The 13,854-nt window shown below is 39.2% G+C and carries 11 protein-coding genes; 3 read left to right on the forward strand and 8 right to left on the reverse strand.

Annotated elements, in window-relative coordinates:
• Positions 1 to 5: 5 nt before the first annotated feature.
• From J2746_RS12415 to J2746_RS12435, 5 genes are all read right to left on the reverse strand, one after another.
• The gene (locus J2746_RS12415) at positions 6 to 944 is read right to left on the reverse strand and encodes a UDP-N-acetylglucosamine 3-dehydrogenase (RefSeq protein ID WP_209621510.1); all 939 of its coding nucleotides are present in this window, start codon (positions 942 to 944) and stop codon (positions 6 to 8) included.
• Complete coding sequence (locus tag J2746_RS12420; protein ID WP_209621513.1) at positions 938 to 2,023, reverse strand: DegT/DnrJ/EryC1/StrS family aminotransferase; 1,086 nt, start codon at positions 2,021 to 2,023, stop codon at positions 938 to 940. Before J2746_RS12420 ends, J2746_RS12415 begins: the two co-directional genes overlap by 7 nt.
• A gap of 50 nt (positions 2,024 to 2,073) precedes the next feature.
• Positions 2,074 to 2,739 carry an acyltransferase gene (locus tag J2746_RS12425; protein WP_209621515.1) on the reverse strand — a complete coding sequence of 222 codons (666 nt, stop codon included), beginning with the start codon at positions 2,737 to 2,739 and terminating at the stop codon, positions 2,074 to 2,076.
• A 70-nt stretch (positions 2,740 to 2,809) separates the two neighbouring features.
• Complete coding sequence (locus J2746_RS12430; RefSeq protein WP_209621518.1) at positions 2,810 to 6,601, reverse strand: response regulator; 3,792 nt, start codon at positions 6,599 to 6,601, stop codon at positions 2,810 to 2,812.
• Between the two features lie 196 nt (positions 6,602 to 6,797).
• Positions 6,798 to 7,340 carry a metal-dependent hydrolase gene (locus J2746_RS12435; RefSeq protein WP_209621520.1) on the reverse strand — a complete coding sequence of 181 codons (543 nt, stop codon included), beginning with the start codon at positions 7,338 to 7,340 and terminating at the stop codon, positions 6,798 to 6,800.
• A 352-nt stretch (positions 7,341 to 7,692) separates the two neighbouring features.
• On the opposite strand from J2746_RS12435, the gene tnpB reads away from it, so the two are divergent.
• The 3 genes from tnpB (at position 7,693) to J2746_RS12450 (ending at position 11,660) form a co-directional block, all read left to right on the forward strand.
• Positions 7,693 to 8,811: an IS200/IS605 family element RNA-guided endonuclease TnpB gene (tnpB, locus tag J2746_RS12440; protein ID WP_209621523.1), complete on the forward strand. Its 1,119-nt coding sequence runs from the start codon at positions 7,693 to 7,695 to the stop codon at positions 8,809 to 8,811.
• 144 nt (positions 8,812 to 8,955) lie between these two features.
• Positions 8,956 to 9,111, forward strand: coding sequence for a hypothetical protein (locus tag J2746_RS12445; RefSeq protein WP_209621526.1), 156 nt, complete (start codon positions 8,956 to 8,958; stop codon positions 9,109 to 9,111).
• A 221-nt stretch (positions 9,112 to 9,332) separates the two neighbouring features.
• Positions 9,333 to 11,660 (forward strand): tetratricopeptide repeat protein, encoded by a 2,328-nt coding sequence (locus tag J2746_RS12450; RefSeq protein ID WP_209621528.1) that lies wholly within the window; start codon positions 9,333 to 9,335, stop codon positions 11,658 to 11,660.
• Positions 11,661 to 11,873: 213 nt separating this feature from the next.
• Here the strand turns inward: J2746_RS12450 and J2746_RS12455 are convergent, their stop codons facing one another.
• The 3 genes from J2746_RS12455 to J2746_RS12465 form a co-directional block, all read right to left on the reverse strand.
• The gene (locus J2746_RS12455) at positions 11,874 to 12,056 is read right to left on the reverse strand and encodes a hypothetical protein (RefSeq protein WP_209621531.1); all 183 of its coding nucleotides are present in this window, start codon (positions 12,054 to 12,056) and stop codon (positions 11,874 to 11,876) included.
• A gap of 62 nt (positions 12,057 to 12,118) precedes the next feature.
• Positions 12,119 to 13,426 (reverse strand): ATP-binding protein, encoded by a 1,308-nt coding sequence (locus J2746_RS12460; protein ID WP_209621533.1) that lies wholly within the window; start codon positions 13,424 to 13,426, stop codon positions 12,119 to 12,121.
• Between the two features lie 224 nt (positions 13,427 to 13,650).
• A partial coding sequence (locus tag J2746_RS12465) for a hypothetical protein (RefSeq protein WP_209621536.1) occupies positions 13,651 to 13,854 on the reverse strand: 204 nt, incomplete at its 5' end.

The raw sequence follows: 13,854 nt of genomic DNA on the forward strand, positions 1-13,854 counted from the left end.
GATGATCACTCTTTTATATCTATCATTTTTTCTTCTTTGTATGAACTGATGGCTGCAAGACTGACCTTAAGTGCATGTTTTCCGTCATTTCCTGAAGGTTCTGGCTGCTTGCCATTATTAATGCAATCTATGAAATATTCAAGTTCGTTCTTTAGTGGTTCCTTTTGATCTATCTTTGCTTTCCTGACCCAACCACTGTCATGCAATTCTACAGTCTGGTCCATATAATCAAGATAGGCAACACCCTCGACACCAACTGCTGTGAGTTTTCTCACTTTATGGGGTGTGAGCCAGTTTACCTCAACCAGCCCTGAGAACTCATGATCGTATCTCATGTGTATGGTGGCGTGATCCTCAAAGGAATGGATATCTGCTCCGGCCACTGTATATACCTGGTTGACACTTCTGCCATAAAGATATGATATTACATCGATATCATGAACACCGATGTCCAGAATTACACCGACATCTCTTATCCTTGGATTATAAGGTCCTACCCTTGTGGTTGATATTGATACGATCTTACCAAGAAGTCCGGAGTCGATGATCTCTTTCAGTTTTATTACAGCAGGATTGAACCTTTCAATATGTCCAACCATTACCAGGCGTTCATTCTCTTTCGCCTTATCAATGATATCATTGGCGTTTTCCACCGTGTCAGCAATAGGTTTCTCAACAAGCACATGTGCACCTGCCTCTATGGCATCAATGGCCACCTGACGATGCATCTTTGTAGGGACTACGATGCTCACTGCATCCATTCCTGATGCAAGCATTTCTTTGTAATCTGTAAAGGCTTTTGTATCGTATTGTTGCGCAAGGCTCTCCACAAGATCTTTGTCTATATCGGAAATACCAGCAAGTTCCACATCCGGCATTTCACTATAAATTCTGATGTGATTCTTACCCATGGCACCGGCGCCGATAACGCCTACTTTTAACATTCTGATCCACTCCATTCTTTTATTGTAGTACAAATTGTCTTGATGTTGTCCTCAGTGACTCCCGGGTGCACAGGTAATGAAAGCACTTCCCTTGAGGCCTTTTCAGTTATCATCAGACTATCATTGTATCCAAGTTCTTTATAATACGGTTGTCTGTGAATGGGTATAGGATAGTATATTCCGGATCCAATTCCATTTTCTTTCAGATGATCGGAAAGTTGGTCCCGGTTTCTGGTGCGAATTGTGTATTGGTGGAATGCATGCCCGCAATTCTCCCTTATGACAGGACACTCTATATCATCTATACCTTCCAGTCCTTTAGTTAGCAGTTTTGCATTTCGCTGCCTTGCATGTATATAATCCGGCAGTCTTTTCAACTGAACCATTCCTATGGCAGCGGATATATCGGTCATTCTCAGGTTGTAGCCCAGCATCTCATGAAGATAGCGCTGCTTAGAACCGTGTGCCCTTATCATGCGTGCTTTTTCTGCAATTTCCTTATTGTTAGTAGTAATGATGCCACCTTCACTTGTGGTCATGTTCTTGGTGGGGTAAAAACTGAATGCACCCGTTCCAAATGATCCGGCTTTCTTTCCATTGTAAGTGGCTCCATGTGCCTGGCATGTATCTTCAATAATGGCAAGACCATGATCCTCTGCAATCTCAGTTATTATCTTCATGTCCGCAGGATGACCATAAAGGTGGACTGGCATGATGGCTTTTGTGGCAGGTGTTATTTTCTCTTCTATAAGTTCCGGGTCCAGATTGAAACTATCGGCGCTTATATCTGCAAACACAGGTCTTGCGCCGGTAAAAATAACTGAGTTGCCTGTGGCTATGAAACTGAAAGAACTTGTGATGACTTCATCACCCCTGCCTATCCCATGTGCAAGCAGAGCAGCATGGAGGGCTGCAGTTCCTGAATTCACTGCCACTGCATATTCAGTTCCGGTGTACTCGGCAAAAGCCTGTTCAAATTCTGTAACACGTGGGCCCTGGGCTATTATTCCTGAACGCAGAACGTCGCTTACAGCTTCTATTTCAGCTTCATCAAGCTGTGGTTTTGCAATAGGTATCATGATATCACTGATCTCTGAGAATCGATAAAATGCTGTGAATTTAATTTAGGTTATATATCATTCAATGTTTCAAGTTTTTCAGGAAGGTCAATTATCTTTGCCGGACACCCGATGGCAAGTTTCCATGCCGGTACATCCTTTGTAACCAGTGCTCCTGCAGCTACCATTGCGCCTTCCCCTATTTCTATTCCCGGCACAAGCGTAGCATTTGCACCAATTGACGCCCCCCTTCTTATGACCGGCCCTTCCGGATGATATTCTCCTCTTATGGGATACTTGTCGTTGGCAAGCACTGCACAAGGTCCGATAAATACTCTGTCTTCAATGGTCACATGCGTGGGAATGTACACATTTCCCTGGATACTGACACTGTTTCCAATATTGACTGTACCATCTATTATCACATTTGTTCCAATGAGCACATTATCCCCTATTGTGGTGTTCTCCCTGACCATGGCATTGTGCCCGGTTTTGAAGTTATTACCCGTACAGACGTTGCTGAATATGGTTGTGCCTGCTCTGAGGAATGCATTATCACCTAAGGTAGCACCTGGCTGTTCATAGGCCTCTATCTCAACGCCTGCTTTTGTTATCTCCATGAGTATGCTGTGTTCAGGATAGCCGAGTATAACATTTTCAAGTACCACCGAGTCTTTACCTACGCTGCTGGAACCATAAAGCTTAGCAGATTTATGAATATATGTATTGTTTTGCATGTTTCCTGTGAATATTATGCTTTTATGTTTATATATATTTATTCAGATTATATTGATTTGGTTGCAGGATTTAATGCTCTTTATCAAAAAAGTGTTTAAGATACTCGATTTCTTCCTCCAGCTTTTCCAGGAGAGCAGGGAGATCATCTGGATCATCTTTTGTAGAATTTTCAATATCTTCAGCAGCAGATGCGATGAGATTAAAGCCGGTGTTAAGTGCAGTTCCTTTTGTTTTGTGTGCTATGGTGGCTATAGTATCCATTTCGTTTTTTGAAAAAGCAGCAGATATTTCCTGATGGCTCCGGTAAAAGGATCTCATGGCCATGGATGCAAGTTCATCATGTAGCTTTTTGCTTCCATTTGTATTTTCAAGTAACCAATCAGAATCGAAGTGGACAGGATTGTGTGGATTTTCCTTTTGTTTTCCATTCTCTTTTCTTATATTGTGTTTAAACAGCCATTTGTCAAACAACTGTCTGATCGTATCAAAAACAATGGGTTTTGGGATGTAGTCATCCAGACCTGCTTTAAGACACTTTTCTTTCTCTCCTCTGTAAGTTCCAGCTGTGAGGGCTATTATCGGTGTGTGAGTTCCTGTTGTTTTTTCAATATTCCTTATAATGGCGGTGGCATCGTACCCGCTTGTTTCAGGCATCTGGATGTCCATCAGAATAATGTTCGGTCTCTCTTTCCTGAATATATCTACAGCTTCGTTCCCATTCCTGGATCTGAATACTTCTGCATCAGGCAGGATTCTGGAAACAATGGTAGATATAAGAAGCATATTTGTCTCATTGTCCTCGGCAATAAGTATTTTGTAGTTTTCATCATTACTGCTCTCCGGCGGCTCGAACACTTTATTTCTATCTGGAATACAATTATTAATGTCTGAAAATCCGTGATTGATTATTTCAAGTAATTCTCTTTGTTTTACAGGTTTTATTATGCAGGCAGTTTTCCCATGTGTGACTGAGTTATCTTCATCTGTATTTTCATCACTTATGTCTGTAGAATCCTGCATTATGATAATGGGCAGATCATGGGAAAAATAAGTATTTCCATCACGTATTTCTTTTACCAGCTCATCACCGCTCATCAGGGGCATGTGTCTGTCTATTATCATAAGGCCGATCTCATCAGCCATATCTGCCAGATTCTTCAGTGCTTCATCGGCAGAATATGCCAGTTCAGTTTCAATTCCGTAAGTTTTGAGAATAGAACTGATTATCTGGCAGTTTTTCTCATTGTCATCAACGATGAGGGTTTTTCCAAAAACAGATATCCTATCATCAGATATTTCTGTATTTTTAATACTGAGATCCACAGAAAAGCTGAAACAACTTCCTTTTCCTTCTTCGCTGGTCAGTTCAAGTTCAGAATCCATTTTTTCAAGCAGCTTGTTTGAGATGCTAAGTCCAAGTCCAGTTCCTCCGTATTTTCTGGAAATTGAACTGTCAGCCTGTGAGAATGAATCATAAATATCTGTCTGTTTGTCAGGTGGAATACCAATTCCTGTATCCCTGACGGAAAAGGTTATGTCTGCTTTACCCTGGGAATCTGTTTTCCCGACCACAACTTTAAGTTCCACTTCCCCTGAAGGTGTGAACTTGATCGCATTACCAAGAAGATTTACAAGTATCTGTCTTAATCTCATACGATCGGCAACGATATATTCAGGAAGCTGTGGTGGCAGGTTTGTGAGAAGCTCCAGTCCTTTAGCATGTGCACTGTACTTCAGCATATCTGTTATCTGCTCGCAAAGTTCACGCAGCTCAATTCTTTCATTTTGGAGTTCAAGTTTACCTGCTTCGATCTTTGAGATATCAAGTACATCGTTTATCAGGTCAAGAAGCGAATTCGCAGATGCATTTATTGTCTGTAAATATTGAAGTTGGGAGGAACTTAGCTGAGAATTCATGAGGAGGTCTGAAAAGCCGATGATACCATTAAGAGGTGTGCGTATCTCATGGCTCATGTTAGCCAGGAAATCAGACTTTGCCTGGCTTGCTGCTTTAGCTTTTTCTTCTGCCTTTTTATTCTCATCTATACTGATGTGAGTTCCGTAAACATGGAGTGCTTTTCCATTCTCATCAAAACCGGCAACTCTTCCATGTGCACGTATCCATACCCAGTTCCCGTTTTTATGCAGCATTCTGTATTCTGCCACATAATGATCATTTTTTCCACTGGCAGTATCTGAAAATTTACTGATGACCTCTGCTGCATCATCCGGGTGGATCATTTTTATCCACATATCCAGATTGTACGATGAAAAATCATTGTAATCATATCCGGTTATCTCTTTCCAGCTTTTAAGTCCCTGCAGTTCAATATTCCCGGTCAAAAGATCTACATCCCAGATGCCTGCACAGGTGGCCTCAAGAGCGATATCCAGTAGCTGTGTCCTGTTCTGTAATTGTTCTTCTGAAACTTTTCTTTCGGTAATGTCCTGAAGTGTTCCTACAACTGTGTTACTTTCAGGGTAATATTCTGCTACAGAACTTATATGACATATTTTGTTATCTATTGGTCGAAGGATGCTGAACTCTACATAATAGGGTTTATTTGACTCTATAAGGTCCTTTAGTTCCTGGTCCAGAGCGGGTCTGAATTGTGGCAAAACAAGAGCCTGGACTTCCCGGATGGTAATACTTGTGTCTTCTATGCCGTATATGTTGAAAGCTTCCTTTGAAGCATGCACCATTCCGGTGTTCATATCGAATTCCCAGCTACCTGTGTGTCCTATTCTCTGGGCTTCACTGAGTCTTTTTTTCTGAATCTGCAGTTCTTCCCTTTCCGCTTTTTTTTCAAGTGCACTGGATATTATTCCGGCAAGGACTTTTAGCAGTGTTATCTGCTCTTCTGACCAGTTCTGTTTGTTAATTGAATTAAAGCCAATGAAACCTGTAACTTCTGACCGTTCTTTTAGTGGTATGTGCAGTGCTGACTTGATCGAATATTCTTCCCACTTGGTTCTTTCAGTTACTGCTTCGGGAGGGAGTTCTTCTATATCAGGCACATACATGTGATCCTGTCCAAATATTTCCTTTTCAAACCATGGATAATCACCAAGCTCAATTCCGATGATATCCTGGAGATTTTTATTGCTTCCCTCTGCACATTGTTCGTATCCTTTTTCCATTTTCTTTCGATCATCGGAGAAAAGAAAAAGGTATGCTCTTTCCACATCAAAAAGTTCCCTGCACATTTTAAGTGCTTCATCTATTGCATTATCAATTTCATCATCAGGAATACTCAGAAACTTTGAGCTGATATCGGATATCATTTTCTGGTAGTTGAACTGGAACTGAAGTTTTTCCTCGGTTTTTTTCCTTTCCAGCAGCAATCCTATCTGGCGGGAGAATACTTCTATGAGTTCTTCATTAACAAGCTCTTTTTCCCTATTATAGATCAGAATAAAATATCCCAGGTTAAGATTATTTCTGAATATGTTAGCAACAATAGTCTGGCCTGCATTGAACGTCTTCTCAATAGTTGTTATCGGTGCTTTGGGGAATAATCCTTCTGTAAGTTCGCGGATTGATGAGAAATGTGTGATGATATTGTCCTTTATTCTTTTTTCGAAGGCACTGTTCCTTTCCCAGACCTGACCCTGAATTTTGAAGTCAAGTATTTGACAGGCTTTTTTGATATGGTCTCCGTTGCCCTGGGCACTTTTTGTAATATAGGTGTTTGTCTTATCATCAAAAAGTATGAAAGCAGCGTATTTTGCACCGGATATTTCCTTCATGAGGTATGTTATCCGACCATAGTCGATCTTGCCTGCCGAACTCTGAAAAAGTTCTTCAGAATAGGAAACCAGCTTTTTTAGTCGTATGTTCTCTTCATAGTTCTTAGTCATGTATCCTGCCATTTGCTACAAAGCACGGTTTCGTAGCACTATCCTCACCCGTTAATGTTATGATAATGTATTCCTATATAAATATATATTATTTTTTCAGTTATGTTTGGCTTTAATACTTGAAAACATTTGTTGATGCTAGTGAAATTGTTCATATTATTCAATATAGTCCATAATTTCATTTTAGTACCGGACTTCAATTTTTTCTCTTAAGATATTTGCTATATACCAGTGGAAATGTGCTGAAAATCAACAATGCACTTATTATAAGTAAGCCCAGGATCTCTGAAAGGAATACAAAGCTCATTGATGGTGTATATGCGTTTTTGAATATGCTGAGGAAGTAGTCAAGAATTCCTGCTGACTGGTAGCCGTCGGGAAACTGCCACCCCATCAGAGGCCACAAAAATGTTTGAGGTGTCATCCACATCCTGTCTTCAATAAGGTGCATTAAAGAAGCTGCGGGTATTATTAACAGATCATGGTTGTTTTTCTTTTTGTAGAAATAGTATGCTGTTGCCAGGATAATTAATGAAAAAATTAGTGTGTGGCCGAAAATCCTGCCGTTTGCAAGTGAATCTGCAAAAATTACTTCTCCAAGAGGCTTATCAATGATATCAGGAAGTATGGCCCCGAATGCTATTAAAGGTATGTTCAGGTTTATTTTTGAGAAAACTGGATGTTTTCTTATGAGGATGAATATCCCAAGGGTGATTCCGATGTGACCGAAAATGAACATATGAAACTATTATTGTCTTATTTTGTTATTGTCTTTTGTGGTTTTGGTGTAGTATATTACAGGTAGATGTATTTAAGAACACTATATTTATATAATTTTAATTAGTATATTAATCCATGCCTTATCCAGCATTTCATCTGTCCTTTTTTATTTTCTGTGTTTCCCTGGTAGGATTCTTTGCGATAGCTGGAAGTGGTTTTACAAAGGAGATGAGTTTTAACTCTAAGCCGGGAAGTCTCCTTCCTCGGAGCGTAGCGACAGGTGGGAGATGAGGGGCGTACTATCTGGGTATGACCTTTCTTAATCTAATTTTACGAAAACTATAAGTATTGTAAAAATATTATAAGATATAATGCTTAAAGCCTATAAATACCGTCTTTATCCAAATAAAGAACAAGAGGAACATTTCATGCAACATATCGGTGCATGTAGGTTCACTTATAATTGGGCTTTAGAGCAAAAAATCAAAGCATACGAAACGGAAAAGAAACATCTTTCCAGATTCGATTTACAAGAAATGGTAGTAAAAGAATTGAAAGTAACATACGAATGGTTAAAGGATGTAAACTCTCAATCATTGCTAAATGCACTTATCAATCTCGAATCTGCATTTACTAAATTTTTCCGTGAGAAAAAAGGATTTCCTAACTTCAAATCAAGAAAAAATCCTTTACAATCGTTCCAGATTCCACAACATTATACTGTAGATTTTGAAACAAATACTATCAAGCTCCCTAAAATAAAGCAACCAATTAAAGCTAAATTACATAGGAAGTTTGAAGGTAAACTTAAAACCGCAACTGTTTCTAAAACTGCTACTGGAAAATTCTATATCAGTGTCCTTGTTGATGATGGAAAAGAAAAACCTGATACACAATATTTCGATGATAATTCTACAATCGGAATAGATGTAGGTATCAAGGATTTTGCTATCACGTCAAATGGTGATAAAATAGATAATCCAAGACACCTTAAAAACTCCATGAAGAGACTTAAAGTTCTATCAAAACGCTTATCTAAAAAACAGAAGGGTTCAAAGAATAGGGCAAAAGCACGATTAGCAGTCTCAAAACTTCATGAGAAAATAAGCAACCAAAGAGCAGATTTTTTGCACAAAACTTCTTCTAAAATTATAAGCGAGAACCAAGCAATCGCAATAGAATCTCTTAATGTTTCAGGTATGCTTAAAAATCACTGTTTAGCCCAATCTATAAGTGATGTTTCGTGGAGTATGTTCTTCAATCAACTAGAATATAAAGCTGAATGGTACGGAAAAACAATTCTCCGCATTGGACAATTCGAGCCAAGTACAAAAATCTGTAATGTATGTGGATTTCATAATAAAGACATAACTCTAAAAATTCGAGAATGGCAATGCCCTACCTGTAACACCCACCACGATAGAGATATAAATGCCGCTATCAACATTAAGAAATTCGCATTACAGAATCAAAATTTGATAATCACATAAGACACCCTCGGAACGAGGGGAAGAGCCTGTGGACTTGCTTCCAATAGGAAGGGGAATGAAGCAGGAAGCTCCTTGCGTAAGCTAGGAGTAGTTCACAAAGCATTTGTAGTAAAAATCAAATATCGTTATATTTAACTATTATTTATGGTCGAGCAGATATTTATGATAGGTTGGGAAGTAGAACCACCTCTCGTTATTGGCAGGGATGAAGAGATAGAAAAGATCAAACTTGACACTCTAACTTCTTCACAGAACAATGTAATAATTGGTCCCCGAAGAATAGGTAAAAATCCTTGCTGAAGAATCTGAAGAACAATGTTCACAATGAGGTTCTTTTTGCTTCGGTGAACTGTCGAAAGATAACCGATATTGCTGATCTTTTCAAGCTAACTACCTGGTCGCTGCTAATATCATATGAGGAAAAACACAGGATAAGGGGAATCGCAAAAAAGTTCACTAATAAGTGTCATTCTTTTAGGGAGGTGGTTATCTTTATTTGTTTAGGGTTTATTAGGTTACATATGTCACAACAGAAGATCGATACCATTACTCGGAAGATGATCACAGCTTCAAATCATTTTCAGAAGAACAATTATAAGAAGGCCCTGAAGGTTCTGGAAGAGGCAGAGGTTGCTGCAAAGGAGGAAAACCTCCCTGATCTGGTCTCCAGAACCTTAATATTAAAAGGTAATGTTTTAGAGGCGGATTTTAGTATAAATGAAGCTTTAAATACTTATGATGAGGCTTTTAAGATCTCATCCCGTCTTTTTTTAGAAAAACCTGATAATTATGATCGCCAGATGATCCTTGAAGGAAGCATCACCGGAATTAGGGATACTCTGCATTCTACAGATGATATCGAAGAGGCAGTAAGGATATGTGAAAAACATGAGGCTGTTCTTCTAAGAGTATGCGATGTATTAATGGAGCACGATCTTGGTAGTGAAGAGGACATCGATTATCATCTTAATTATGTAGAAGCCCTGAACAATATTCTCATATGTTTTGGAATGGCTCAGATCCCAATAATAAAAGCTACATACGTATTGAAGGTCATGGAAAAATACAGCCAGATATCATCAATGGATCCTGATCATTCTGATTTTGAGATGCTTGTACCGAGAATGGCAACAATGTACGGGGACTTTTTCATTTCCAACGAGGCTTTCGATGCTGCAAAGCAGGTTTACGATAAATATTTTGAACTGGCAGATAAGAGATATAGAGACGATCCCAATGATATGAACAATTTCATACCCTGGATCAGCTCACAGACATTAATAGGGGATTATTACAGCATTACCGGCCAGACAGATGATGCATATTCCTGTTTCTCTGAAATACGGGAACAACTTGCATCTCACTGTGAAAATGAGCCTGATAGTTCTGATCTTACTATCTGCAATATTATGCTTGCCAAAACATATGAAAAAACAGCATTGCTTTTTGAAGAGGAAGGAGACCTTGAACAGGCAGCTTCATATTTTGAGAGATCATTGCTTGTTTTTGAGCAAATGCAGAATCTGCCATCGGAATTTCTTTCAATGCAAGCTGATGACATCAGTTCATTAGACCACATAGCTAAGTTCTTTGAAAATGTCGAAGACCTGGATAAAGCTGAAAGGGTTTATTTATTTGAAATAGGCATCTATGAAAGTCTGCTCAAAGCAGGAATAGATGAGACCGATAATAAATTATGCATTGCTGAGACCTTTGATCAGTTAGCTGCACTGTTTGATGAAAATGCCAGATCAGATAAAGCAGAGGATTATTTCCAGAAAGAAATCGATATATACAGGGATCTGCGTGAGGAAGACCCTGATAAGACTGATTATGATGAATTCCTTGCAGGGACTTTAAGGGAACTGGGAAGACTGTATTTTGAAATTGATTTTGAAAAGTCTCTGGGTTTTTATGAAGATGCCCTTGAGATATTTGAAGATCTTGTGGAACTGGACGAAAGTTTTGTAATAGGCTTTGCTAACACCCTTAAACAAATGGCTGTGCTTTATGCAGCATATGGGCAATTTGACGTGTCCCTGGAACATTTAACTGAATCTTCAGATGTACTGCACAGCTTATCAGATGAAGACGGAAGTACTGACTACGCTGTAGCCAGAGAGCTGGCTGATATATATTTTGCTATGTCTGGCATCTACGAAGAGCTCGATGATCCTGAAAGTGAACAGGAATACTTTTTGAGTGCAGTTGACAGGTATGCAGGTATTCTTCAGGATGCTGATATTGACACTGAAAACAAAATGATTGCGACTATGGGGATGATGCTAAAAGAGCATTATTATATGGAACTGGAAAAATACGATAAGGCAAAGAACTTAGTCGAGCTTTATCATGAGTTCTACGAAGACATGTTTGAAAATGATACTAAGGATGATCCGGAGCTTCTCTTGTCCCTTGTTGCCTCCAATGAGGATCTTGGCAGAATCCATTACCACTCCGGAGCATTTGATAGGTCAATTGAGTACTATTTAAGATCGATATCCTTATTGGAAGAGATCATGGAATCACATCCTGATGATATCAGATATCTGGAAATGATGGCAATTATCAGTATTACGCTTGGTATTGTTTCTAAAGCAAAAGGTGAGCCCGATCTTGCAAAACAGTGTTTTGAAAGGTCTCTGGAGATCCAGGCCAGAATGGTCGAAATTGAACCGTCCGTCAATATCTTTGATATAAAATGGGAGATCACCTGTTTAGAAGGATATGCAGATGTTCTGGAAGAACTGGGAATGCGCGATGAGTCTAATGACTACAGGACCCTGGCTGAGGAAAAGCGCAGAATACTAGAGTTAGGGTCAAATGGTGATCTCATTGGTCCTGAATGATAGTCGGTTTTGAGGGAAGATACAAGTCAACTACCCCGAAGCTAAACAGGTTGTCCGACAATTACTATTGGTAATAATAAAAACCTTCATTTTCGATTTAAAGGCTTTAAATCCCTTCTTTTTCATATGATTTTGCCATAAAATGAAATTATCGGACAGCCTGTAAAGACCAAGGGGTTTTACGCTCCATTTATAAACTTTCTAGGTTTGAATTCATCTTCTTTCTAATCCTGCATTTAAAGGAGCATTTAATGCATATATGGGCAGGGCTACTGGTATATCAATATTTGTGATGTCAGCGGAGGAGGGCTTCTTCAGATCTTTTTGGCACCAGTGGACCGGGTGCTTTATTGTTGTTCTTGTATCTGCGCTGATCTTCTGTTTTATCAGTGGCAAGAACTTGATCGAAAAGGGAATGATGATCTAAATAGCATTAATTATGGCAGAAAAATGCCTTGTCAATTAGAGAGCAACCAGTACCATAGCGGAATGTACCTGATCTTCCCACCATTAACCTTTTCCTCTCCAAAAACATCCGCTGTGATAATAGTTCCCTCTTTGATCCTGAATTTCTTCATCCCTGCAAGAAGGCCTTTTATCTCGCGCTTTTTTGTTTCCGGATCGGACATATCTGAGCAGACCTGTATCAATTCACTGGGTTCAAGTCCTTCCTTAATTATGAAATCTACCTCAAGACCTTTCTGATCCTGCCAATAGTAGGTCTCTTTACCGGAGCGTAGAATATGCAGGAAGGTGATGTTCTCATATAGTCTTCCGATATCAGATGACAACTTAAATGAAACTGCATTGATCATGCCTGTATCAATGCAATAGAGCTTTTTTGGCTTGTTCATTTGCTGCTTAAGGGATTCCTCATAGTGGGTTAAACTGAAAAGCAGGAAAGCGTCTTCAAGATATGCAATATAATCTATTATTGTATCTGTACTGAGGGAGGAGTAATTGGCAAACAAACGCCTGAGAGAGTTATATGTATGTGGTTTTGCTATATTGGAAATACAAAAGAGCGCCAGATCCTTGAATATAAGGGGATTGCGTACACCGTACCTTGAGATGATATCGCGGTAAATTATATCGTCAAAATAAGACTGCAATGTTTCACGATGCTGGACCGATGGATAAACAATTGTTTCGGGGAAACCTCCTTTTTCAAGGTATTCATTGAACATGCGTTTCATTTTTGGCTTGTCTTCGGAATAAGGAAGTGTTTTCAGGTCATACTCAACTTCATGATAATCAAGAAACTCTGCAAAACTGAAGGGGAACATTCTGGTACTGATATGTCTTCCAGTAAGCAATGTAGATATATCCTGGGATAACAGAGAGGCGTTGGAACCACTGATAACCATCTTTACATTTTGTTTCCTGTCATAGGTTCCTTTAACCCAGCGTTCCCATGAAGGAAAGTTCTGGACCTCATCAAGGAAAATATACAGAAGATTTTCTTCAGAGATCTTCTGAATCTCGCGAAAAGTCTCTATCAGTAACTGGAGCTCATCACCATTTAAAGGTTGAAGACGGTCATCATCAAGGTTAAGGTACAGTATATTGCTTTTTGGCACGCCCTTATCAATCAGTTCGCAGATCAACTGATACATGTAGTAGGTCTTTCCACATCTTCTTATGCCCACTATGTCATTTATATGGGGAGCATCGATGTTAAGGCCATACCTGCGCTTGTGCAGCAATGGCAATGCTCTTCCCTGCCAGTCAATAATGGCACTTTTCAGCTTTTCCCTTGAGTCCACATATAACAAGTATAGTATTTTTATTTATATACTTATCGAGTATGATCGATAAAAAATGCATATTTTGTTAAATATATTCGATATATTTGAGAGAGGATATATTTTTTTATTTTTCTTTTTTTTAATTACAAATTTCATAATAACGGAGAGCGAGAGTATCACACAGGTAATTCAGGTAACCCAGAGATTGCAGGTCTCTCCTAGAAGCTATGGACAGATACAAACTATCTGAAGGTCTTATACTTACAGAAGACACAGAAGATCTTTCTGAGAAAGATGGCCCGAATATAATTGTGAAGCCTGTCTGGAAGGTTGCTGGAGTAAGTACTTGATAGTGAACTACCCCTCCCTGCCAGCCTTCGGCTGTCGAGGAAGGAGCTTCCTACGAGTGTAAGTCTCATTTCGTTATCATTCTGTTGGGAATGATT

It is taken from the genome of Methanolobus bombayensis (genome assembly GCF_017873415.1).
GTDB lineage: Archaea > Halobacteriota > Methanosarcinia > Methanosarcinales > Methanosarcinaceae > Methanolobus > Methanolobus bombayensis.